This is a genomic window from Streptomyces sp. NBC_00104 (assembly GCF_045160825.1).
Taxonomy (GTDB): domain Bacteria; phylum Actinomycetota; class Actinomycetes; order Streptomycetales; family Streptomycetaceae; genus Streptomyces.
Map to the genome: position 1 here is coordinate 6,426,670 of NZ_CP108215.1, position 23,659 is coordinate 6,450,328.

The 23,659-nt window shown below is 71.6% G+C and carries 18 protein-coding genes and 2 pseudogenes; 9 read left to right on the forward strand and 11 right to left on the reverse strand.

What is annotated here, in order from left to right; all coding sequences use genetic code 11:
- Positions 1 to 7: 7 nt before the first annotated feature.
- From OG272_RS28255 to OG272_RS28275, 5 genes are all read right to left on the reverse strand, one after another.
- Positions 8 to 850 (reverse strand): carbohydrate ABC transporter permease, encoded by an 843-nt coding sequence (locus OG272_RS28255; RefSeq protein ID WP_327728376.1) that lies wholly within the window; start codon positions 848 to 850, stop codon positions 8 to 10.
- The gene (locus tag OG272_RS28260) at positions 847 to 1,785 is read right to left on the reverse strand and encodes a carbohydrate ABC transporter permease (protein WP_405895155.1); all 939 of its coding nucleotides are present in this window, start codon (positions 1,783 to 1,785) and stop codon (positions 847 to 849) included. The genes OG272_RS28255 and OG272_RS28260 overlap by 4 nt, the downstream gene beginning before the upstream one ends.
- Before the next feature lie 160 nt (positions 1,786 to 1,945).
- Entirely contained in the window at positions 1,946 to 3,187 is a 1,242-nt protein-coding gene (locus OG272_RS28265; protein ID WP_326579494.1) for a sugar ABC transporter substrate-binding protein, read from the reverse strand.
- Between the two features lie 229 nt (positions 3,188 to 3,416).
- Positions 3,417 to 4,520, reverse strand: a complete 1,104-nt coding sequence (locus OG272_RS28270; RefSeq protein WP_327728374.1) for a substrate-binding domain-containing protein — start codon at positions 4,518 to 4,520, stop codon at positions 3,417 to 3,419.
- A gap of 2 nt (positions 4,521 to 4,522) precedes the next feature.
- On the reverse strand, positions 4,523 to 7,024 hold the full coding sequence (locus OG272_RS28275; RefSeq protein WP_327728373.1) for a SpoIIE family protein phosphatase: 2,502 nt from the start codon (positions 7,022 to 7,024) through the stop codon (positions 4,523 to 4,525).
- 338 nt (positions 7,025 to 7,362) lie between these two features.
- Between OG272_RS28275 and OG272_RS28280 the strand changes: the two are divergent.
- The 6 genes and pseudogenes from OG272_RS28280 to OG272_RS28305 all read left to right on the forward strand — a co-directional run.
- Positions 7,363 to 7,629, forward strand: a pseudogene (locus OG272_RS28280) (recombinase family protein); the annotation flags it as partial.
- Positions 7,630 to 7,703: 74 nt separating this feature from the next.
- Complete coding sequence (locus OG272_RS28285; RefSeq protein ID WP_328224731.1) at positions 7,704 to 7,811, forward strand: hypothetical protein; 108 nt, start codon at positions 7,704 to 7,706, stop codon at positions 7,809 to 7,811.
- Between the two features lie 20 nt (positions 7,812 to 7,831).
- On the forward strand, positions 7,832 to 8,416 hold the full coding sequence (locus OG272_RS28290) for a TetR/AcrR family transcriptional regulator (protein WP_327728371.1): 585 nt from the start codon (positions 7,832 to 7,834) through the stop codon (positions 8,414 to 8,416).
- Between the two features lie 79 nt (positions 8,417 to 8,495).
- A complete protein-coding gene (locus OG272_RS28295; RefSeq protein ID WP_327728370.1) occupies positions 8,496 to 9,842 on the forward strand; it encodes an MFS transporter in 1,347 nt (448 codons plus the stop codon).
- A gap of 25 nt (positions 9,843 to 9,867) precedes the next feature.
- Positions 9,868 to 10,626, forward strand: coding sequence for an SDR family oxidoreductase (locus OG272_RS28300; RefSeq protein WP_327728369.1), 759 nt, complete (start codon positions 9,868 to 9,870; stop codon positions 10,624 to 10,626).
- A gap of 796 nt (positions 10,627 to 11,422) precedes the next feature.
- Positions 11,423 to 12,907: a Tat pathway signal sequence domain protein gene (locus OG272_RS28305; RefSeq protein WP_405895156.1), complete on the forward strand. Its 1,485-nt coding sequence runs from the start codon at positions 11,423 to 11,425 to the stop codon at positions 12,905 to 12,907.
- Positions 12,908 to 13,006: 99 nt separating this feature from the next.
- Here the strand turns inward: OG272_RS28305 and OG272_RS28310 are convergent, their stop codons facing one another.
- Positions 13,007 to 13,624 (reverse strand): hypothetical protein, encoded by a 618-nt coding sequence (locus OG272_RS28310; protein WP_327728368.1) that lies wholly within the window; start codon positions 13,622 to 13,624, stop codon positions 13,007 to 13,009.
- A gap of 143 nt (positions 13,625 to 13,767) precedes the next feature.
- Positions 13,768 to 14,460 carry a DUF6000 family protein gene (locus tag OG272_RS28315; protein ID WP_327728367.1) on the reverse strand — a complete coding sequence of 231 codons (693 nt, stop codon included), beginning with the start codon at positions 14,458 to 14,460 and terminating at the stop codon, positions 13,768 to 13,770.
- A 364-nt stretch (positions 14,461 to 14,824) separates the two neighbouring features.
- Here OG272_RS28315 and OG272_RS28320 point away from each other — a divergent pair, with 364 nt between their 5' ends.
- Positions 14,825 to 15,724, forward strand: coding sequence for a glycosyltransferase (locus tag OG272_RS28320; protein ID WP_327728366.1), 900 nt, complete (start codon positions 14,825 to 14,827; stop codon positions 15,722 to 15,724).
- Positions 15,725 to 16,071: 347 nt separating this feature from the next.
- Positions 16,072 to 19,326 carry a BTAD domain-containing putative transcriptional regulator gene (locus OG272_RS28325; protein ID WP_405895158.1) on the forward strand — a complete coding sequence of 1,085 codons (3,255 nt, stop codon included), beginning with the start codon at positions 16,072 to 16,074 and terminating at the stop codon, positions 19,324 to 19,326.
- A 157-nt stretch (positions 19,327 to 19,483) separates the two neighbouring features.
- On the opposite strand, the gene OG272_RS28330 is transcribed toward OG272_RS28325, so the two are convergent.
- From OG272_RS28330 to OG272_RS28340, 3 genes are all read right to left on the reverse strand, one after another.
- Positions 19,484 to 19,867, reverse strand: a complete 384-nt coding sequence (locus tag OG272_RS28330) for a hypothetical protein (RefSeq protein ID WP_326579473.1) — start codon at positions 19,865 to 19,867, stop codon at positions 19,484 to 19,486.
- A gap of 449 nt (positions 19,868 to 20,316) precedes the next feature.
- The gene (locus OG272_RS28335; protein ID WP_327728364.1) at positions 20,317 to 22,035 is read right to left on the reverse strand and encodes a bifunctional 3'-5' exonuclease/DNA polymerase; all 1,719 of its coding nucleotides are present in this window, start codon (positions 22,033 to 22,035) and stop codon (positions 20,317 to 20,319) included.
- 148 nt (positions 22,036 to 22,183) lie between these two features.
- On the reverse strand, positions 22,184 to 22,327 hold the full coding sequence (locus tag OG272_RS28340; protein ID WP_327728363.1) for a hypothetical protein: 144 nt from the start codon (positions 22,325 to 22,327) through the stop codon (positions 22,184 to 22,186).
- A 306-nt stretch (positions 22,328 to 22,633) separates the two neighbouring features.
- Here OG272_RS28340 and OG272_RS28345 point away from each other — a divergent pair, with 306 nt between their 5' ends.
- The gene (locus OG272_RS28345; protein ID WP_327728362.1) at positions 22,634 to 23,404 is read left to right on the forward strand and encodes a DeoR/GlpR family DNA-binding transcription regulator; all 771 of its coding nucleotides are present in this window, start codon (positions 22,634 to 22,636) and stop codon (positions 23,402 to 23,404) included.
- Here OG272_RS28345 and OG272_RS28350 read toward each other — a convergent pair.
- Positions 23,401 to 23,539, reverse strand: a pseudogene (locus OG272_RS28350) (IS5/IS1182 family transposase); the annotation flags it as partial. The gene OG272_RS28345 and the pseudogene OG272_RS28350 sit on opposite strands and share 4 nt — an antisense overlap.
- Between the last annotated feature and the right edge of the window lie 120 nt (positions 23,540 to 23,659).

Here is a 23,659-nt window from a genome sequence, read left to right on the forward strand (position 1 = left end):
GCCGACCTCAGCCCTTGGCCGTCCCCGCCGTCAGGCCGCCCACGACGAAGCGCTGCAGGGCGGCGAAGACGCAGACCACCGGGACGCTGATGAGGGTCGCGGTGGCCATGAGGGCACCCCAGGCGGTGCCGTGGGTGCCGACGAAGGCGTTGAGGAGGACGGTGACGGGCTGGACGTCGGGTTCGGAGGCGAGGGTGAGGCCGAAGACGAACTCGCCCCAGGCGATGAGGAAGGAGAGGGCGGCGACGGCGATCAGACCCGGCGCCATGATCGGCAGCACCACCCGCAGCAGTACGCCCACCGGGCCGCAGCCGTCGACGAGGGCGGCCTCCTCCAGCTCCCTCGGCACGGCCCGCAGGACGGGCCGCAGCACGATCACCGCGAAGGGCAGCGTGAGCGTGGTGTCGGCGGCGATCAGACCCACGTACGTGTCGTCGAGACCGGCCCGGCGTTCCAGGATGAACAGCGGGGCCGCCAGCACGATGCTGGGCGGCAGTTGGGCGATCAGCAGGGCGAGCACCATGGTGCCGGAGCCGCGCAGGGGGACGCGGGCGAGGGCGTAGGCGAAGGGGACGCCCAGGAGGAGGGTCAGGGCGACCACCCCGCAGGAGATGACGAGGCTGTTGAGCAGGGCGCGCAGGAGGGCGTCGTCGGAGAGGGCGGTCGCATAGTGCTGCGTGGTGGCGGGGGCGGGGAACCAGTCCGGGGTCTCGGCGAGGATGCGGTCCGGCCTGGTGAGGCTGGTGTTGACCATCCAGTACACCGGCAGGAGGAAGACGGCGGTGATCAGCGCGGCGACCACCGTGACCGGCCACGCCCCACGCCTCCCCCTGATCCCTGGGGGTCTCACGCCGTCTCCCCCTCCCCGCGCAGCCGCCGTACGTACACCACGCCCGCCACCAGGGGCACCAGCAGCAGCAACAGCCCCGCCGCCGCGCCCTCGCCGAAGCGGAAGAACTTGAAGAAGACCTCGTAGACGTGGACCGACAGGACGCTGGTGGCGTCGACCGGGCCACCGCCTGTCATCACGAAGACGAGGTCGAAGACCTTGAACGTGTAGACCAGGCCGAGGAGAAGGACGGTCACCGAGACGGGCCGCATCAGCGGGACGGTGATCCAGCGGAACCGCTGCCAGGCGTTCGCGCCGTCCAGGGCGGCGGCCTCGTGGAGTTCCGGGTCGATGGTGTGCAGGCCCACCAGGAGCAGCAGCATGTTGAAGGGCACGCCCACCCAGACGTTGGCGAGGATCACGCCGGCCAGGGCGGTGCCGGGGTCGGTGAGCCAGTCGTGGGCGAGGGTGTCCGGGCCGACCGCGCGGAGCAGCGCGTTGTAGGCGCCGGAGTCCTGGTCGAGCATCCAGCGGAAGAGGGTGCCGCTGACCACCGGGGGCAGCAGCCACGCCACCAGCAGCAGGGAGCGGAGCAGGCCGTTGAAGGGGAACGGCCGGGCGAAGAGCAGCGCCAGGGCGAAGCCGATCGTGAACTGGAACAGCAGCGAGCCCGCCGTGAAGACCAGCGACAGACGTACGGCGTGCCAGAAGTCCGGGTCGTCGACGGCGGTCCGGTAGTTGTCGAGGCCGACGAACGGCGAGGAGCCGCCGAGGAGTTCGGAGAGGCGTACGTCGTGCACGGACGTCCAGACGTTGTAGAGCAGCGGATACGCCAGGACGAGGGCCAGGAAGACCAGACCGGGGAGGGAGAAGAGGTAACCGGCGCGACGGCGGCGGGCGTCGAGGGAGACCGGGGGGCGGGGCCGGGAGCGGTGCCCGGAGCGGGGGCGTCTCATCGCCGCTCCGGGAGGGGTGAGGCGGCCTCGTCCGGCCCTCGCTTCGAGCGGGGGCCCTCGGGACCGGTGGGTTCTTCTCCTCCGGCCTCTCCTCCGGTCTCTCCTCCGGTCTCTGCTCCCGGCCCTCCTCCTGCCCCCTCCTCCCGCCACCCTCCTCCGGTCACCGGTCCTCCAGGGCCTTGTCGATCTTCGTCGCGGTTGTTCTGGCGACGGCCGTGGGGGAGGCCGTGCCGGTGAGTACGGACTGTTCGGCCTCGGCGACGGCCTGGGAGGCGTCGGCGTAGCCGGGACCGTACTGGCGTGGACGGGCGAGGGGCAGCTGGCTGAGGAAGAGCCGCAGGGCCGGGTCGGAGGACCAGGTGCCGGTGTCCGCGAGGTCCTCGCGGGCGGGGAGGTTGCCGAGCGCCACCAGATACGGCACCAGGACCGAGGGCCGCTGGGTGTACTCCAGGACCTGCCAGGCCTTGTCCTGGTGGTCGCTGCTCGCCATCACCACCCAGTTCTCACCGCCCAGACAGGTCGCCGCTTCCTTGTCGCGGGGCAGCGCGACCACGCCGTACTCCAGGTCCGTCTTCTTGATGGTCGGCAGCTGCCACGGGCCGTTGATCTGCAGCGCGGCCCGCCCGTTGACGAACCGGGTGTTGACGTCCTGCTGGGTCCAGCCCACGCACTGCTCGGACAGCGAGCCCTTGGCGACGAGGTCGTCGAGGAAGGCGAGCGCGGTCGCTCCGTACGTCGCGAAGGTGTCCAGGTCGCCGCCGGCCTGCCACAGGAACGGCAGGAACTGGAACACGCCCTCCTCCGTCCTGATCGCGCTCATCGCGAGGCCGAACCGCTCCCCGCTGGTCAGCCGCTGTGCCGTGTCCGCGAGCTGGTCCCAGGTGGTCGGCGGCTCCACACCGGCGGAGTCGAGCATCCGGGTGTTGTAGTAGAGGGCGAGGCAGTTGCTGTTGTTGGGGATGCCGAGGCTCTTGCCGTCGACCTGGCAGCCGTCCCAGGGGCCCTTGTAGTACTGGTCGGCCTGCCCCCACGCCTCGACCCGCTCGGTGAGGTCCGCGAGGAGGCCGCTGCCGGCCAGCGAGTTCATGGAGACGTTGTCGACGATCGCGATGTCCGGGAGGTCGCCGGAGACCGCGCCCAGGGTGATCTGCCGTTCGAGGTCGGCGAAGGGGAAGGTACGGCGTTCGATGCGTACGCCGGGGACCTCGGCCTCGATGTCCTTGATCAGCCGGGTGAAAGCGGGCTGGAAGTTGTCCAGGGTGAAGTAGTCCCACCAGGTGAGGGTGACCGTGCCGCTCTCCTTGTCCGAGCCGCAGGAGGTCAGCGCGGAACCGAGCCCGAGGGCGGCGGCTCCCGCACCGGCGGCACGCAGGAGACCGCGGCGGTCGACGGGGTGGGACATGCGGTGCTCCCTGGGGGTGTCGGGGACGGCGTGGGGTTCGGAGGACGCGGGGTTTGGCAGACGTGCGGCTCGGCAGGCGTGCGGCTCGGAGGGTGCCGGGTTCGGCAGGCGTGCGGCTCGGAGGACGCGGGGCCCAGAGGACGCGGGGCCCAGAGGATGCGGGGCTCGGAGGATGCGGGGCTCGGAGGATGCGGGGTTCGGAGGATGCCGGGTTCGGCAGGCGTGGGGCTCAGAAGTCGGGCCCCCGCGGATCCGGCGGTTCCGCCGGACCAGGTGGACCCGCTGAGCCAGGCGGGTCGGGCGGGCCAGGCGGGTCGGGCGGGTCGGGCGAATCCGGGAACTGGTCGAGATCCGGGAACTGGTCGAGGTCCGGGAACCGGTCGAGGTCCGGGAACTCCCGTTCGGGCTCCGAGCCGGGGACCGGGCGGCACGGGCCGGTACTGGCCCGGAGGGAGATCAGGGGCTTGAGGAGGACGTGCCGGGGTGGTGCGTCCGGCGCGGTGAGACGGCGGACGATCAGGTCGACGGCCACCCGGCTCATCTCCTTCGCGGGGATCTCGGCGGCGCTGAGCTGCGGGTTCACCTGTTCCGCCCAGTGGCCGGCGGCCACGCCGACGACCGAGAAGTCGCGCGGGACGTTGCGGCCGCGCCGCAGGAGACCCCGGTAGAGGCCTTCCAGCGCGGCTTCGTTCATGGTGACGAGGGAGGTGGTCGCCGGGTCGTCCAGCAGGATCCGCTCCAGGACCGCCTCGCCGGCGGTGACCTCGTCGTCGCAGAGGTACGCGTGCGGGGTGAGCACCTGCTCCGCCATGGCCTTGGTGTAGCCCTCCAGACCGAGGTGGGCGAAGCCGTAGCCGCTCTGGAAGAGCTGCTCGGACCTGTTCACGAAGGCGATCCTGCGATGGCCCAGGTCGGCCAGGTGATACACACAGCCCCGGGCCAGACCCGCGAAGTCCAGGTCGACCCAGCTCGTCTCCTCCGCCCGGCTGTTGCGGCCGATCGTCACGAACGGGAACCCGGTCCTCGCCAGGTGCTCCACCCGGTCGTCCTCCAGTTTGATCTCCATCACGATCACCCCGTCGACCCGGCCCCTGTCCACCATCCGCCGGAACGAGCTGTCGCTCGCGCGGTCGGCGGGCGACAGCAACACGTCGTAGTCGTGCGCCGTCGCCGCCTCCGCCACCCCGCCGATGAACGCCAGCTGCATGCCGGTGTAGTCACGGTTCCGTCCGGCGGGGGGATAGACGAGGCCGAGGGCGCGGCCGGAGGGCTCGGGGGCAGGGGTGGGCGCAGGGGAGGCGGAGGCGGCGGCGGAGGTGAGGTGGCCGGTCATCGTCAGGCGGTCGGGAGGGGCTGTTCGGCCCAGATGGTCTTGCCGGTGGAGGTCTGGCGCGTGCCCCAGCCCTGGGTGAGCTGGGCGACCATGTGCAGGCCCCGGCCGCCCTCGTCGTAGGCGCGGGCACGGCGCAGGTGGGGCGCGGTGCTGCTCGCGTCGGAGACCTCGCAGATGAGGGTGCGGTCGCGGATGAGGCGGAGGCCGATGGGGACGGCGCCGTAGCGGATGGCGTTGGTGACCAGTTCGCTCACCACCAGTTCCGTGACGAACGCCGCCTCCTGCAGGCCCCACACGGCCAGTTGGCGGGACGCCTGCGCCCGGGCGTCCGCGACGATCGCCGGGTCGGACGGCACGGCCCACGCGGCGACCTGGTCCGTGTGCAGCGCGCGCGTGCGGGCGAGGAGCAGCGCGACATCGTCGGCGCGGGTCTCGGCCAGCAGCGCCTCGAGCACGGTGTCGCAGGCGGCCTCCAGGGAGGGGACGGGGAAGGACAGGGCCTCGCAGAGACGGTCCTGGCCCAGCCCGATGTCGTGGTCGCGGGCCTCGACCAGCCCGTCGGTGTAGAACGCGAGGAGGCTGCCCTCGGGCAGTTCCACCTCGGTCGACTCGAACGGCAGACCGCCGACCCCCAGCAACGGGCCCGGCGAGAGCTTCACCACCTCGACCGTGCCGTCGGGGTACAGCACCGCCGGCGGTGGATGGCCCGCGCTGGCGAGGGTGCAGATCCGCGAGACCGGGTCGTAGACGGCGTACAGACAGGTCGCGCCGATCTCGGCGGCGGACGGCATCTCCAGGTCCTCGGGGATGCTCTCGTCGTCATAGGTGAGGTGGGTGACCAGGTCGTCGAGGTGGGTGAGGAGTTCGTCCGGCGGGAGGTCGACGTCCGCGAGCGTACGGACCGCCGTGCGCAGCCGGCCCATGGTCGCGGAGGCGTGCAGGCCGTGCCCGACGACGTCGCCGACGACCAGGGCGACCCGGGTGCCGGAGAGCGGCACCACGTCGAACCAGTCGCCGCCGACCCCCGCCCCCGAACCGGCCGGCAGATAGCGGTACGCCACCTCGACCGCCGCCTGCCTGGGCAGGTCGCGGGGGAGCAGGCTGCGCTGGAGGGTGAGCGCGTTGGTGCGTTCACGGGTGTACCGGCGGGCGTTGTCCACGCCCACGGCCGCCCGGCCCGCGAGTTCCTCGGCGAGCACCAGGTCGTCCTTCTCGAACGGCCTCGAATCGTCCCGTCGGGCGAAGAACGCCACCCCGAGCGTGATCCCCCGGGCCCGCAGCGGCGTGGCCATGACCGAGTGGAACCCGAACCGCCGGACGCGGTCCCTGCGCACCCCGTCCTTGTCGACCCACCGCAGATACTCGGGGTCGTCGACCCCGCTGATCAGCGGCTTCCCGCTGATGAGCGCTCGGGCGGGCGGGGAGAACGGGGGATAGGCGTCGAGCTCACCGAGCGGTACGGCGGCCTCCGGTACGCCCTCGTACGTGGACTGGTGCGCCGCCCGGCGCAGCGCGACGGCCGTGTCGAGCGGCCCCGGGGCCGGTTCCTGGCCGCGCAGCACGGAGTCGAGCAGGTCGACGCTGACGAAGTCGGCGAGCCGGGGGACCGCCAGGTCGGCCAGCTCCTGGGCCGTGCGGGTCACGTCCAGGGTGCTCCCGATCCGAGTGCCGGCCTCGTTCAGCAGCGCCAGCCGCTGCCGGGCCCAGTGCTCCTCACTGCTGTCGAAGGTCGCGGTGCCCACGGCGCACACCTCGCCCGTGGCGGGGTCCCTGACCGGCCACATCTCGGTGATCCAGGCCTGCTGACGCGAGGAGAACGGGCCGGGTGCGGTGCGCTCGTAACGCCTGGGCCGCCCCTCGTCCGCCACCTGCCGGACCAGCCGCAGGAACCCGTCCTCGGCCGCCTCGGCCGGGGATTCTCCGGACCTCGCGGTGTCCAGCCGCCACCCTGCCGCCCCGCGGGTGAACGTCGACATGCCGAGTGGGGACTGCGTGTGCGACCACTCGACCATCCGTCGGTCATCGGGCATCCGTCGGTTGTCGGTCGTCCTCCGGTCGTCGGCCGTCCGTAGGCCGCGCCCCGGCTCGGACGACCCGGCGGGCGCGGCCGGGGCCGCGAGGGCGGTGGAAGCGCTGGGAGCGGAAGCGCTGGGGCCGGAAGCGCTGGGGGCGGTGGCCGTGACGACGAAGGCCCGTGCCTCCCCGTCGGCGCCCAGCGAGGGTGAGCAGTGCAGGGTCAGCCGGACCAGATGACCGTCCCGGTGGCGGAGCGACGCCGTACCGCTGCCGCCTCGCCCCATGGCGACACCCGGCCCGTCGAACGCGTCGACCAGCTCGGCCGCGGCCCGCCCCACCACCTCCGCGGCGCGGTGGCCCAGCAGCCGTCGAGCCCCCTCGCTCCAGCCCGTGACGAGACCCTGGGGGCTGACGGTGGCCGTGGCGGTTTCGGCCGCGTCCGCGGAGTGACCGGACGCGTGACCGGAAACCGGCCTGGCTGTATCCATTCCCGCTCACTCCGCGCCGGACGTGTCACTCATAGACCTCAGCCTGCGCGCTGCGCCGAAAACGGACAAGTCGGACCTGCCTCAGGAGTAATCGGACCTGTCTCCGGAGTGATGGAGCTGCCTCGGGAGTAATCGGGGCTGCCTCGGGAGCAAGCGGAGGCGCGGACCGGATGGTGTGCGCCGTTTGGGGGCTGTTCGTCGGGGGATCCCCCACCGCGCACTCGTGATCTGGACCTGGCGAAGACTGCACCCTGCACCCTGCACCCTGCACGGCTCGCGTCTCATCTCGGGCGTCCGGTGATCTGTGTGGTGAGCGTGGGCTATCCGTACACCCGGTCATGACAGCAACCTTGATCGGTTACACGAGGTGCAGCCTCGACAAGCAGGACCTCACTGCCCAGAGCGAGATCCTGCTCGGTCTCGGTGTGGCCGAGGATCGCATCCACCTCGACCATGAACTCACCGGCACCAACCGCGACCGGCCCGGCCTCGATCAGGCCCTGGCGGCGGTCCGGGCCGGCGACACCCTCGTCGTACCGAAGCTCGACCGGCTCGCCCGCTCGGTGCCTGACGCCCGTGGCATCGGCGACTCCCTCACCGTCCGCAACGTGAATCTCTCCCTCGGCGGCACGACGAGCAGCATGTCACCGGCGAGCGCGCCATCGTTGACCTCGCCGAACTGTTCTCCGTCTCTCGCGCGACGGTGTACCGGGTCCTGGAGCGCGCGGGAAGTCAGGAGCCCTCACGACCCGGCCGCAGTGTGCAGCTATTTGACCGATCGTTCTAGATACGCCTAGGGTCCTCGACGTGGCCAGGACCAAGGAATTCGATCCGGACGCCGCGCTGCAGTCGGCTCTTGAGCTGTTCTGGCGGCGCGGCTACGAAGCGACGTCGATGACGGACCTCGTCGAGCACCTCGGCATCGGCCGCGCCAGCATGTACGCGACCTTCGGTAGCAAGCACGAGCTGTATCTGAAGGCCATGGACCGGTACGCCGAGACGCGCGACCCGGCCCTCCTCGCCGAGTTGTCCCAGCCGGGCCCCGCACTGCCTGCGGTGCGGGCGGTGGTGCGCCGCTTCGCCGCAGAGGCCGCCTCCCCGGAAGGCCGGCTGAACGGCTGCTTCGTCACCAATACCGCGGCCGAGCTTGCCCCGCACGACCCTGAGGCGGCCCGCCGGGTCGAGATCAGCTGGGAGCGCGTCGAGACCCCGCTGTACTCCGCGCTCGTACGGGCCCAGGCTCAGGGCGAGCTGCCCGAGGGCCGCGATCCGCGCGCACTGGCCCGCATGCTGCTCGTCCTGCTGCAGGGCCTGCGGATTGTCGGCAAGGCGTCGAACGATTCCGCCCGGGTGCGGGACGCGGCTGAACAGGCCCTGGCCCTGCTGGACTGACTCACACTCACCGGAACAACCGGGCTCCCTTCCGCATGCCCAAATAATGAACCGATCGGTCAAATATCAGGAGGAAGGCATGACCGCCACAGGCGCTGCCCGCGTTGCCGCTATGCAGCAGCGATGCGCCTTCGTCCTCCTCGGTAGCGTCCAGACCACGCTGATCTTCACGCTCGCCGCGCTCGCCATACCGCTGCCCCTCATCGGGCGCGAATTCGACCTGCGGCGCGCCGACTTGATCCTGCTCAGCGCTGCCTACGGACTGACCTTCGCCGGACTGCTGCTCTTTGGCGGACGCCTCGCGGACCGCTGCGGCGGGCGGCGCGCCCTCACCGCAGGCCTGGTCCTCTTCGCCGCCGCCTCGGCCGCCGCCCCGCTCGCCCCCGGCATCGGGGCACTGCTCGCAGCGCGCTTCGCGCAGGGCGCGGGGGCGGCTCTGATCGCGCCCGCCGCCATGGCCGTGCTGCGCGCCGCCTTCCCCTCCCCCACCGCCTACGGCAGGGCGATGGCCACCTGGGGCGGGCTCTCGGTACTCGGCGCGACCGCAGGCAATCTGCTCTCGGGCGTCATCTCAGCGCTGCTGTCCTGGCGTTGGACCTTCGCCGTACCACTCGTGGTGGCCCTCGCAGCCCTCGCCCTCACGCCCCGGCTGCTGCCGAACACCACGCCGAGCCGGGGCAGGACCCTCGACCTGCCGGGTGCTCTGCTCGCCACCGCCGGGATCACCCTCGCCAGTTACGGGCTCGTCGTCACCGATACCCACCCCTGGTCGTCGGTCGGCGTCTTCGTGCCGCTGCTCTGCGGGGCCGCGCTGCTGGCCGCGTTCTGGTACGCCGAGCGCCGCGCCCGCGACCCGCTGCTGCCGCCCCGCTTCCTGCTCGACCGGCGGCGGGTCCTCGCTCTCGCGGCCATCGCACTGAGCGCTTGCGGAACCGCGATGGCCTTCGTGGTTCTCTCGCTCCACCTCCAGCAGGCGCGCGACTGGTCACAGCTGCAGACCTCGGCGGCGTTCGTACCGTTCGCTGTTGCGCTGATCGCCTCGGGCCGCGCGGCAGGACCGCTCATCGGCCGGTACGGGGCCCGAACCGTCACAGCCGCCGGGCTCGGCACCGGCGCGGCCGGGCTCGCCCTCCTCGCGCTCACCGGGATCGACGCACACATCTCCTACAGGTATGGACTGCTGCCGGGCCTCGTGCTGCTGCCGGCCGGCACGGCGGCCTCCTTCGCGGGAGCCGCCGTGCTCGCCATCGAAGGCGTGCCGCAGCAGCAGACCGGGCTCGCGGGCGGCGTGCTGAACACCGCGATGGAATTCGGCCCGACCGTCCTGTTCGCGATCCTGCTCACGCTCGGCAGCGATGCCTCGTCCCTGGCCGCAACAGGGGCCGCTCTCGCCGCCGTCGCCCTCCTGAATCACCGCACCAAGTAATCCATCACTCAAGGGAGCCGCCGAAATGAACCGCTTCACCGGCAAGACCGTCCTCGTCACCGGCGCAGGCTCCGGCCTCGGCCGCGCAATCGCGCTCGCGTTCGCAGCCGAGGGCGCATCCGTGGTCGCCGCCGGGCGCACCGCGGCCACACTGAACGAGACTGTCGGCCTCATCGAGGCCGAAGGCGGCACGGCCGCCGCCGTCACCGCCGATGTCACCGACTCCGGCCAGCTCCAGAACCTGGTACGCGAGAGCGTTACCCGCTTCGGTGGACTGGACATCGCGGTCAACAACGCCGGGATACTCCGCGGCACCGTGGCCGTCGGAGAGGTGAGCGAGGAGGACTGGGACGCGGTGCTGCGGACCAATGTCACCGGCGTCTGGCTGGCCATGAAGCACGAGATCGCCCACATGAAGGACAACGGTGGCGGCGCCATCGTCAATATCTCCTCCAACCTGGGCGCACACCTGCGGATCCCTCACGTTGCCGCGTACATCACCTCCAAGGCAGCGGTCTCTGCGCTGACCCGTGCCGCCGCTCTCGACCACATCCACCAGGGCATCCGCATCAACGCGGTCAGCCCCGGCGCCTCCGCCGCTCCCATGTCGCTGCGGCCAGGCGAGACCGAGGCCGACCGTGCCGAGCGAGTGAAGACAGAAAACCCGCTCGGCCGGGTCGCGGAGGCAGAAGAAGTGGCAGCCGCGGTGCTCTACCTCGCCTCGCCCGCGGCCGGCGCGGTGGTCGGCGCCGACCTGGTCATCGACAGTGGATCCTCGGCCTGACGGTTCGTAGGCTTCGGCGACACCCTTCCCCAGCACGGAACTTCGCCACGACGGGCTGGAACGCGAGCCACATCCCGCCCAGAGCGGCCGCACTGCCGTGCCGCCGGCGCCAACAGCGGCATCGACTCTGCGGAGCACGGAACTGGCCCGTCGTGGCCCTCGGATGGTCCTCGCCTGCCGCAGCGAGGCCCGTGGCAAGGCGGCCGAGGCACGATTGAAGGGTGGAATCCCGGTCTCCAAGGCACACTTCGTGCGTCTCGACCTCACAGCACGGACCTGACCTCAATACCGGACTTCGCGGCCTTGACGCTGCCGGACACTCGCCGACCGTCACCGTCCATGACCGACGCGGGGTCTCTCGTGCCGCGGTCGGCTCGGTTCCTCCGCGTCGAGTCGACGTCCAGGTGCGGGTCGAACGCTGGCGGTGCGGTGTTCGCCGCGGTCGACCCGACGCATTCGGCTCGCTGGTGGGCCGGGCACTGCGCCCAGACCGCAGCCCGTGCGGCTGAGCCCAGGACGACGCAGAGGACCCCGGCGATCAAGCTGCCGTGGGCCCTCTGTTGTCCAACCTTCGATCCGCAGGCTACTGGCGGGTTACTTGTCGGTTGGTCCGCCGCTCGTCAACGGCACCCCCTTCCGCCCGCATCCCGCTCCATCGGCACGTTCAATCGGCAGGGGCGGCACGGGCGTTGACCCGTCCCAGGAGCACCAGCAGAATGAGCCCGCACGCGCTTGAGAGCGCTCTCAGAACTCGACTCCGGGCATGCCCTCAGGCCCGCACTTCCAAGGGAGACCCATGACCGGCAGCATCGGCAGTCCCGGCAGTCCCGGCAGCCCCGGTAGTCCTGGCAGTCCCGGTATGACCGGCGGCCCCCGCAGACAGGGTGCCCCGGCGTTCGGCCGCCGGGCGCTCCTCGGCGCCGGTCTCGGGACGGCGGCGGCGCTCACCGTCGTCGGCTCGGGTCCGGCCCACGCGGCGCCCCGGGCGGCCGAGGCCTCGGCCCGGCGGCGCGGGCACGCCTTCCTCGCCGCCGCCATGGACGCCTACCCCGACCACGGCGACCTCCGGCTGACCCAGAGCTACACCGACCAGGCGGGCCTGTTCAGCACGGCGTTCACCTACGACAACGCCCTCGCGATCCTCGCCCACCTCGCCGTGCGCACGGAGGACGGACGGGCCAGGGCGGTGGCGCTCGGGGACGCGCTGATCCACGCCCAGGAGCACGACCCGGCGTACGACGACGGCCGGCTGCGCCAGGCGTACAACGTCGGGCCGTACGTCTACTACGACGGCGTACCGCAGCCGGACGGGTTCGTCCGGGCGGACGGGACGGCCAACGTCGGCACGCAGTTCGGCTTCACGGGGACGGCCGTCGGGGACATGGCCTGGGCGGGGATCGCGCTGAGCGCGCTGGCCCGGCGGACCGGGGCGCGGCGCTTCCTCGCCGCGGCGGTGCGGATCGGGCAGTGGATCGAGCGGACCGGCCGTACGGACGAGCCCCTCGGCGGCTACAAGTTCGGTGTGAACGGGGCGAACGAGAAGCTGCCGTTCACCTCGACCGAACACAACACCGACCTGGTCTGCCTGTTCGGACGGCTCGCCCGGCTCACCGGCGACCGGGTGTGGTGGGAGCGCCGCGCGCGGGCCGAGGCCTTCGTGAAGCGGATGTGGGAGCCGTCGGAGGGCTCGTCGGGCGGCGGCTTCTTCTACACCGGCACCAACGACGGGGTGACCGTCAACAAGTCGCCGATCCCCGAGGACACCCAGACCTGGACCCACCTCGCCCTCGACGCGAACCGCTACTCGGACCGCTACTCCCGCTCCCTGGACTGGGCGGCCGCGGAACTCGCCGTCCTCGACCACGCCGAGCGGCGCAACAGCACGGTCCCCGCAGGACAGTCGTACGAGGGCGTCACCTTCAGCTCCGCCAGTCTCCTCGCGAACGAGGACGCGCCCATCGCCGAGTTCCAGCCCAAGCCGAACCGCAACGGCGTCTGGTTCGAGGGCACCGCCCACCTCGCGCTCGCCCTGCGCGACCGGGGCGCGCGCGGCGACGAGTCCCGCGCCCGGCGCCTCCTCGCCTCCCTCGAACGCGCCCAGGACCACCTCGGCACCGCCCAGACCGTCGGCGGCCGGCCCCTCCCCGCCCGCTCCGGCATCGTCTCGGCCAGCAGCCCCCTCGACACGGGCTTCGGCTTCGGCTACTACCCCTACCGGCACACGGGCGCCACGGCCTGGTACCTGATGGCGGCGGTCCGCGCGAACCCACTGCGGGCCTGATACCTGCGTCCGCACCGGGACCTGGAGCGCTGACCAGTGCTCCAGGCACGGGAGTTGACACGTCCCGTCACCGTGGGAGAGGGCGTGTGACGCCGGCGGTCAGCCCTCTCCGCGCCTCGCCGTGCGCTCCCGGTGTCCCGCCCGGTCGGGCCGTCCCGCGTACGACGGCGGCTGCGGCACCACGCCGAACCACAGCTCGGGCGCCCACCGGCGCAGGGCCTGCTCGTAGGGCCTGTGGGCGTGGGGGAGGCGGATGCGGTAGCGCAGGCGGGGCAGTCCGGGCCGGAGCGGTTCCGTGTCACGGACGAACTGCCACAGCAGCGGGTCGTCGCGGTCGATCTCGTCCCGGGGGCACAGTTCGACGGTGGAGATCTGGTGCGTCCAGTAGACACCCACTCCGGCGAGCGAGTCCCAGCGGATCAGCGCGATCTCCTTGCCCCGGATCCACCAGAATCCCGTCGCGTCGAAGGCTGCCACCCATCGGCGGGTCCGCCAGGCGGAGACGACCGGAACGGCGAACAGCAGCGCCATCAGGAGGAACAACACGGGGCCCCAGAAGGCGAACAGGCCGTCGCTGTCGCGGCCGTACACCGCCTCGACCACGCCGAGCCCACCCGAGACGAGCGTCACCGGCACGAACAACAGGCTCCAGAGAAACCGCCGCCGACCGTACCGCACGACCGTCGCGTCGACAGCCGGCTCTGCCCCAGAGATCATGGGGCGGGACCCTAGCCGAGGAACAACACCCCCACCAGAGCCGCGACTGCCCCGGTCCGCTCGCACCTGTCCACCGGAGTCGTCCTCGGCCTCCCGTCACCTCAGCCGGGCGACGCGGTGCCGCCGTCGAGGAAGTCGTCACCTCAGTCCGGCGTGGTCCAGCCGTCGGCGAAGTCGCAGAGGCGGGTCATGCCCGTGAGCTCCCGGTCGGAGGCGTACGCGGGGCGGTCCGACTCGTGGACGACGGTGTCCACCCAGCGTTGGTAGGGGCCGCCGGGCGCGGCGAAGGGCGCCGCGTGGGTCGTGCCCAGACGACTGTCGACGTACAGGAGGGCCCCCATGGCCACGGGCTGGTCGTAGCGGAGGTCGGTGCGGGGCAGATAACGGTTCAGGTAGGCGGCGAGGATCTCCGCGTCCTCGTCGGTGCCGAAACGGGCCAGGGCGAAGCAGTAGCCCAGGCCCGCGTACACCGTCTCGCTGGCCAGCAGCAGTTCACCGAGGCGGGGGCGGTAGGAGGTCCGCCGGGATATGCCGATCAGCCACGCGGCGGTGAGACGGGGCCGCCAGCCCTCGAAGAGCAGGGCGTCCAGGTCGGCGTCCGGGATGGACGCGGCGTCGGCGAGCAGAGGGTGCAGGAACCGCCTCCGGGTGGCCCCCTCGAACCGCAGGAACCGGCCGCTCAGCAGTTCCCCGTAACGGCCGATGCTCCGCCGGTCGGCGCGCGGCTGGACGTACCGCTTGACAGCGTTCCACCGGACCGCCTCCTCCGGCGTCATGACCGGCACGCGCCACACCCGCGACCCGCGCAGCTCTCTCCGCCATCTCCGCTCCACCATGCCGGAAGCGTAGATCCAGGCAGCCGGCTCCGGAGAAGGCCGTGAACGCGGTGAGGGCCGTGCGGACCGTCGCAGGGCGGAAACGGTCGCGCAGAGCGGAAACGGCCGAGAATGACCGGCGTCGGCGGGGGCCTGATCCGTAATCAAGTGCGCGGGGGACAAATGGAGTCGGTGGAGTGGCGCGGGCCGCGCGGCGGGACGGCGAAGGGCCTGAACAGCGAAGTCGAGGAGTCGATGCGAAGTCTCCGGCGTGAACGACTAGCATCCCGGCCGTAAACAGTCGGTGGAGGACGGGAACCGGGTCGACGGTCGTCGGCCGCGCCGGTCGTCGTCGGCGGTCCGTGGACGGAATGGGGTTGGTGTCGTGGTGGAGGCCGGGCCTCGGGTCGCTGTCGCCGTGGTGACGATGGGCAATCGGCCCGCGGAGGTGGACGCGTTGCTCGCCTCCGTGGCCAAGCAGGACGTCGCGCCCGAGCGGATCGTCGTCGTCGGGAACGGGTGCCCCCTCCCCGAGTTCGCCGAACGGCTCCAACTGCCCGGCGAGGTCACCCTCATCGAGGTGGACGAGAACCTCGGCTGCCCCGGCGGCCGGAACGTCGCCCTGGAGCGGCTGCGGGCCTTCGGTGACGTCGACGTCGTCGTCGAACTGGACGACGACGGGCTGCTCGTCGACGCCGATGTGCTGCGCCGCGTACGGGACTTGTACGCCGCCGACCCGCGCCTCGGCATCGTCGGGTTCCGGATCGCCGACGAGCACGGCGAGACCCAGCGGCGGCACGTACCGAGGGTCGGCGCGAAGGACCCGATGCGCGGCGGTCCGGTCACCGGGTTCCTCGGCGGCGGGCACGCCCTCTCCATGACCATGCTCGGTGAGACGGGCGACTGGGCCGCCGAGTTCTTCTTCGCGCACGAGGAGACCGACCTGGCCTGGCGGGCGCTCGACGCCGGCTGGACCGTGCTGTACGCCCCCGAACTGCTGCTCCAGCACCCGAAGACCTCACCCGCGCGGCACGCCATCTACTACCGCGTCAACGCCCGCAACCGCGTCTGGCTCGCCCGCCGCCGCCTCCCGCTCCCGCTCATCCCCGTGCACCTGGGGGTCTGGGTCCTCATCACCCTGCTGCGCACGCGCTCGGCGGGCGGCCTGAAGGCGTGGTTCGGCGGCTTCGTGGAGGGTTGGCGCGAGTCGGGCGGCGAGCGCCGGCCCATGAGCTGGCGGACCGTCTGGCGCCTGACGCGGCTCGGCCGTCCGCCGATTCTGTAGGGCGGAACCGCCCGTCGATCCCGTGGCGCACAGCCGCCCGTCGATCCCGTAGGGCCGCCCCACGCCACATCCCGCACACACGAGTGCCCCGGTCGTTCACCCCCGCCGACCGGGGCACAGCGCTTTGTGCGGTTCCCGGATCCGGCGACGGCGGCGGCACTCCCCCGAGCTACGCGTCTCACGCGTGCGCCGTCGTCGCCGGATCCGATGAAGTGATCACATCAGGTCCCGCCAACGGATCGCTAACATGAGCCCAACGGTTCCACGAGGAGCCGTACGGGAGGCGGCGGCAGGTCGCCGTGGGGTGGGCCCGGAACGACGGTGCGGAAAGGCAGCGGACGGGTTCTATGCGGGACGGGCTGCGGTTCGGACTGCTCGGTCCGCCGGTTCTGTACGGGGCCGGGGGCGCGGATGACACCGAAGTCGCCGGGGACGCCGCGGGTTCCGGTGGCGGCCGTGCGGCCGGTGGCTCCGGTGGCGGCGTACGGTCCGTCGGCAGCGGCAAGATGCGAGCCCTGTTCGTCGCACTGCTGCTCGAACCTGGGCGGGTCGTCTCCGTCGACACCCTGAAGGACGTGCTGTGGGACGCGGCGCCACCGCCCTCCGCGCAGGCCTCCCTGCAGAACCATGTGACCCGGCTGCGCAGGTTGTTGGACGACCCCGAGCGGTTGCGCGCGATCCCGCCCGGTTATCTGCTGCGGGTGGACGAGGGCGAGTTGGACGTCCGCGTCTTCGAGAGCCACGCCCGTGCCGCCCGCACCGCCCACGCCGAGCGCGACTGGGCCCGGACCGTACGCGAGTCCACCGCCGCGCTCGCCCTCTGGCGGGGGAAACCGCTCGGCGGTCTGCCGGTCGAGGAGTTCCGCGCCCAGGCCTTCGTCCAACGCCTGGAGGAGGCACGGCTGTTGCTCCTGGAGCGACGGTACGACGCCGAACTCCACCTCGCGGCCGACAGGGCGGGACCCGGCGGGGCGGGACCCGGCAGGGCGGAGGCGGAACCCGCCGGGGCGCACGCGCTCGGCGCGCTCGCCCCCGAACTCGCCGCCCTCGTGGCCGAGCACCCCCTGCGCGAGGCCTTCCACCGGCTCCTCATGCTCGTCCTGCACCGCACGGGCCGCCAGGCCGAGGCCCTCGCCGTGCACCGCGACCTCCGAGCCCGCCTCCTCGACGAACTCGGCGTGGAGCCGGGCCACGCCGTACGTGACGCCCACGTGGAGATCCTGCGCGAACAGCCCGCCGAGCCCCGCCCGACCCCACCCGACCCCCCTGCCGAGGAACCCCCGCCCCGCCCGGCCCAACTCCCGCCACCCCCGGCCTATTTCACAGGCAGGACAGAGGTACTGGCGGAGCTGCGCCAGGAGTTGGCCGGGGGCGCATGTGACGAGACCTGCGCCCCCACCCCGCCAGGGGCGCGGGGAACTGCGCGACCAGCCACAACGAGCCCGCATCCGCCGACGCGCAGTCTCCCCCGAGCCCAGAGGCGCCCCGCTTCGCCGACGGCAGTCATCAGCGGCATGGCCGGCGTGGGCAAGAGCGCCCTCGCCCTCCACCTCGCCCACGAACTCTCCGAACACTTCCCCGACGGCCAGCTGTACATCAACCTCCACGGCGCCACCCCGGGCATGACCCCCCTCACCCCGGCCCAGGCCCTCGCCGCCCTGCTCCGAGACCTCGGCACCGCCCCCCGCCGCATCCCCGAACACCCGGACGCGGCGGCCGCGTTACTCCGCTCGACCCTCGCCCCCACCCGGACCCTGATGGTCCTGGACGACGCCGCGAACGCCGCCCAGGTGCGCCCCCTGCTCCCGGCGGGCCCCGGCTGCGCGGTCATCGTGACGAGCCGTTCGCCGCTCACCGCGCTGGACGGCGCCCACCGCTTCCCGCTCGCCCCGCTGTCGGACGACGAGAGCGCGGCCCTGCTGCGGGCCGCCTCGGGCCGCGCGGCGGGTCTGGACGCCGCGCACCCCCTCGTCGAACTCACCGGCCGCCTCCCGCTCGCCCTCCGCGTCGTCGCGGCCCGCCTCGCGGCCCGGCGCGCTCTCACCCCGGACGCGCTGGCAGGCCAACTGGCCGCCACGGAAGGGCGGTTGCAGCACCTCGAATATGACGACCTGAGCGTCCGCCGCTCCCTCGCCGTCGCCCACGAGGCCCTGCACGCCTCCGACCGCGAGGCCGACCGCGACGCCGCCCACGCCCTCCGCCGCATCGGCGCCCTCGACCTGCCCGCCTACGGCGCACCCCTCCTCGCCCGCCTCACCGGCACCGACGAGTCCCGCGCCGAGGCCGCCCTCGACCGCCTCGTCGACGTGGCCCTCCTGGAGGAGACGACGTATGGCCGGTACGTCCCCCACGACCTCGTACGTCACTTCGCCCGTGAACTCGCCGACTCGGCCACCGCCACCGAGACCGCCGCGGCCGTGGAGCAGGCCCTGCGCTGGTACACCGGTCGCGCCCGGCAGAGCCTGCTGGTGATGCTGCCACCGGGGTACGAGCGCGACGAACGCCTCCGCACGAGGCCGGAGACGTCCGAGCCGGCGGGCGCGGCCCCGGCTGCGGAATCCCCCGAGGAACGCCCGCCCACGGAACCGCCCTTCACCTCCGCCGAGGAGGCCTTCGCCTGGGGCGACCGCGAACTCCCCACCATCGTCGCCCTGGTGGAACGCTGCGCCCGCGACCACGGCGACGGCCGCACCGCAGGCACGGCCGGGACGGGCGCGGCGGCACTCGTCCCCACCCTGGTCCGCCACCTCTTCCCCTATCTGCACCGGGGCGGCCGGCTCGCCGAGCTGGACGTGCTCGGACGGCACGCGCTGAACGTGGCGCGGTCCCTCGGCGAAGACGAGGCGGAGGCGTTCGCCCTCACCGACCGCGCGGGGCTGCACTTCATGTCCGGCCGGGCCTCGGAGGCGCTCGCCCTCAACGACGAGGGCCTGAAGCTGTGGCGCCGCCTCGGAGTGGTGTCGTGCGTACGGCGCTGCCTGAACAACCGGGGGCTCGTACTGGAGAGCCTCGGCCGGTACGAGGAGAGCGAGGAGACGCTCCGGCAGAGCCTGGAGCTCTCCCGGCAACTCGGTGACCCCTACGGCGAGGCGGTGACCTTCAGTCACCTCGGCAACCTGTACAAGCACACCGACGCGCGCGCCGCCATCGCCCACCACGAACGGAGCCTGGCGCTGGGCGAGATCGCTGACAGTCTCGTCGTACGGCACACCGCGCACTGCAACATCGGCTACGCCCACCTCCGCCTCGGCGAACCGGCCGCCGCCGTACGCAACTTCGAGCAGAGCCTGCGCATCCTCGGCGACGACGAGGACTGGCAGGGCGAGTCCAAGTCCCGGCTCGGCCTGGTACGGGCCCTGCGCGAACTCGGCCACCCGGACCGCGCGGCCCAGGAGTGCGCCGTCCTCCTCGACCTCGCCGAGCGCCGCGCCGACCAGTACGCCGTGGGCCTGGCCCGGCACCAGCGGGGGCTGCTGCTGCGGGCCGGGGGCCGTATGGAGGAGGCGTACCGCGAATGGGAGCGCGCACAGTCGATCCTGGAGGGCACGGACTCGACGGTGGCGGTGGAGCTGAGAGAACTGCTGAAGGACCGCGCTGTATAAGGGGCGCGGGGAGTGGTTGACCAGCCCGGGCGCGGCGGATCACCAGGGCACGGTCCTGCCCGGAGCGCGGCATGGTGATCGCACCGCATCCGGCAGGACCGTGCCTGACTGTGCACGGGTCGGCTTATTTACCGACTACGCCATGTGGTTCTGTTCTCTACCACTCGACTGTGGCGGTTCGCGTACTGCCGTTCTTCGCATCCGCCGGAAGGATGTAGCCACGGCCGGTCCACCTGTCCGTGTCGGGGTCCCAGCGGGTGGGGAAGGTGCTGATCTTCACGTTCTGGCCGGTCTTCCACCACCAACTGACGGTGTGGCAGCCGCCGTTCGCCTTGATGGTGTCACCCTCGTAGTAGCTCGTCCATGCGTTGTCCTGGTTCAGCCCCTCGATCTGGTACACGCGGTCCCGGTCCGTCGCGTTGCAGACCTTGACCTTGACCGACGGGTACGTCGCGGCCTGGGCCGTTCCGGACAGGGCCAGGCCGGTGATGCTGACAGTGGTAAGAGCGACTGCCGAAATCGTGCGCAATATCTTCGCCATTTGATTACACGCCTCTCTCCTGGATATATCCAGGATCGTTTTCTGTGGGGGTGGCGGCGTTATGTGGGCCAGATAAACAGGGGTAGGTGCTGCTGAATGGCCCACTCATGGGCTCCCTCGGTGTTATCGAGGAAGTGAGGAAAACAATTGCGCATTGATACTTGAAGTGTCAAATGATCACTTGGCCTTCGCTGACGAGCCGTCATGTACCCTTCAGGGCCTGGACTTTCGTCGTTCTCGCGGTCGGTCCGGCGCAGCCGGTCGGGTCCTGTCGGCCATGATGGTGACTCGCACTGGACCAGCAGGTTCACGCGAAGGCACGGCTCCCGGTGGTCATGGAGTATCGAGTTCGCCGATCACCACAAACGTACGAGCGCGGGGAACGGCGCGACCGGTTCCCTGCAACCCGCGCCCATGAGCCGGTACCGCTGTTCCTCGGTCGATCGTGCTCACTTCGCCTCCGCATAACACTCCACCACCGCCGTGGTGAACGGAAACCGCACCGGCGTCTCCCCGAACGTCAGCCGTCCCGACAGTAGCGACGCCTCCCGGATCGCCGCCACGACCGCCTCCGCCTCCTGAGCCGGGCAGTGCACGATCACCTCGTCGTGCTGGAAGAAGACCAGCTCCGCGGCCATGCCGTCGAGGGCGCGGCGGAGGGCGGCGAGGAGGAGCAGGGTCCAGTCGGCGGCGCTGCCCTGGACGACGAAATTGCGGGCGAAGCGGCCTCGGGCGCGGGAGTTGGTGGAGGCGTACCCCGGCACCCACTCACTCCCCTGTCCCTGTCCCTGTCCCTGTTCCGAGGGTCCGAGGTCGCTGTCGGCCTGGGGGAGGCCCGCCTCCTCGCCCGCCGCATCCGAAGCCCCGGCCGCCGGTGGACACGTACGCCCGAGCCAGGTCCGTACGAGCCGGCCCTCCTCGCCCGCGCGGGCCGCGTCGTCGACGTACCGCACGGCGCGGGGGAACCGTCGGCGCAGCGCGGCGAGGTTCTTGAGGCCGTCCCCGGAGGTCTGCCCGTACACGGCACCCAACACGGCGAGCTTGGCCTGCGCCCGGTCCCCGGAGAAGGCGCGGTCGGAGACGGCCTGGTAGAGGTCGGTCGCGCGGCCCGCGACCTCCATGAGCCCGGGATCGCGGGAGATGGCGGCCAGCACTCTCGGCTCCATCTGGTCGGCGTCGGCGACGACGAGCCGCCAGCCGGGGTCGGCGACGCAGGCGCGGCGGATCACCTTGGGGATCTGGAGCGCGCCCCCGCCGTTGGTGACCCACCGCCCGGTGACGGTGCCGTGCGCGAGGAACTCGGGCCGGAACCGCCCGTCCCGCACCCAGTCCTGCAGCCAGGACCAGCCGTGGGCGACCCAGATCCGGTACAGCCGCTTGTATGCGAGGAGGGGTTTCACGGCAGGGTGATCAAGGGTCTCGATCTCCCAGCGGCGGGTGGAGCCGATCCGGATCCCGGCCTGCCCGAAGGCCTTGACGACATCGGCGGGCAGATCGGGCCGCACCCGCCGCCCGAAGGCGTTCGACACCTCCTCGGCGAGCTCCGCGAGGCGACGTGGTTCGCCCCCGCCCGGGTACCGCTCGCCGAGCATCTCGTGCAGCACCTCCCGGTGCACATCGGCCCGCCACGGCAACCCCGCCCTGTTCATCTCGGCGGCGACGAGCATCCCGGCCGACTCGGCGGCGGTCAGCAGCCGCATCCGGTCCGGGTGGGCGGTGGCGTCGTGCCGTCGCTGCTGGTCCGCGTACACCTCGACGAGGTCGGTGAGGGGGACGTGGACGGGGCGGGGTTCGAAGAGGGAGGGCTGGGCACCGGGGTCGGCGGAGCGGAGGGGCGGATCCGGCGGGACGGGTGCGTTGCGCAGACGGGCGAGAGCGGCGGCGGCGGACCGGGGTTCCCCGAGACGCCCCTCGTGCCCCAGGAGCAGGCTCTCGGCGTCCTCGATGTCGTAGCACCGCTCCACGCGGATGCCCTCGGCGAGCAGACGGGGGTAGATCTCGGTGGTGGCCCGCCACACCCACCGACCGACGTCCGGCTGCCGCCGTCGCACAGCCTCCGCCGGATCCGCCTCCCAGGTCACCGGCCCCGCGAGCACGCCGTCGGCCCCGAGGGGGGCGACCTCCACGCCACCGTCCTCGGTCGTCGCGAGCGCCCACCGGTCGGTCATGGGTGCGAGTGTGGCAGGGGGGTCTGACAATGACCGGGAGCGGCGGGCGGGCCCGGCGGTGGGCCGGCCGTCGTGGACGAGCGAGCACCCCGACAGCACGGGCACACACGTCTGTCGGGGGTGCTGCTGGGCCCCGGACGGGGACCGGCTACGCCCGGCCCACGATGTGGGCGTTGCCGCGCGAGGTCTGAACAGGCTGGCGGCACTCCGGCGCGGCCGGGGGCGCCGGGTGCCCGTCGAGGGCGCGGCACAGGGCAGCGTGCAGATGCTCGGCGTCGACCAGGGACAGCATCAGCTCCACCTCCGTCGCATCGCATCCATTCCGCTCCTGGCCGCCCGGGCATCGACGAACGGCGGTTGACTTACTGGGGCTGACAGAGGCGGACGGCTCCCAGAATCACCTGCCCTGTGCATCATGGCGACCGATTCTTCTGCGACGCGTAGCGACCGGAGCTGCCTTCAAACGGTTTGAACCGACCGGACCCGGAGTTCGGTATTTCAGTGCAAGGGCCGCACCGCCGCAGGAACATGAGTAGTCGTCAACTGCGGCTAGAAGTCAGCGGATTGCGTCGGTCGGCGGCGTGTAGTGTCCCGTTGCGTGCTGGCTGAACGACGACACCAACTCATTTTGCGGGCCCTCCGTTCTGGCGGCACCGCCTCCGTGGCCGACCTCGCCGAGCAGCTTGATGCCAGCGGAGCGACAATCCGCCGTGACCTCCTCAAGCTGGAGGCGGACGGACTGCTCACTCGTGTCCATGGTGGAGCGGTCATCGACGAGGAGCGAGCTCCCTTCAACGAGGCCGCCGAGATGCTGGTGGCGGAGAAGGACGCCATTGCCGCCCGAGCGGCCGCAATGATCGAGGACGGTCAGTCGATCATTCTCGACAGCGGCACAACGGTTCACCGGCTGGCACTGCAACTGCACGGTCGCCGACTTACCGTGATCACCAACAACCTCGCCGTGTATGACGAACTCATCGATGACGAGAACATCGACCTGATGCTGCTCGGGGGCATGGTCATCCGTGAGTCACGCATGCTGGACGGTTTCATGACGGAGGACAACCTCCGCCAAGTTCACGTCGACTGGCTGTTCATGGGCGCTTGTGGCCTCCGCCCCGGGGGCCAGATCATGGACACCACAGTGGCCGAGGTGCCAGCCCGACGCGCCATGATTGCCGCCGGCGACAGGGTGGTGCTCCTGGCCGACAAGAGCAAGTTCCCCGGAACCGGCATGGTGAAGATCTGCGGACCCGAGGACCTGGATGCGCTCATCACCAACGCATCTGAAGACGATGCGACCTGTATGGCCCTGCGTGAGGCCGGTGTGAGGGTGATCCTGACAGGTGAGACCACAGGCAGCGACTAACAAATCGACTTGTGCTGCCGGCAGACGATGAGGCAGCGGGCGAGCTCAAGGAACGTTTTGTGTATTTGGGCTCGCCGTTCCCATCGGATCCGCAGGCGCCCGGAAGCCGCCCCGCCATGCGAAACTCCGCTCTACGCCCCCTGCCAGCACGAGTCCTTCAGCCTCGACTCACACCATAGGCTTGACCAGGCAATTCAGAATGAAACGATCTCAGTAGGTGCCAAGGCGAGATTCCGCACAGCACCTTGCTGACAA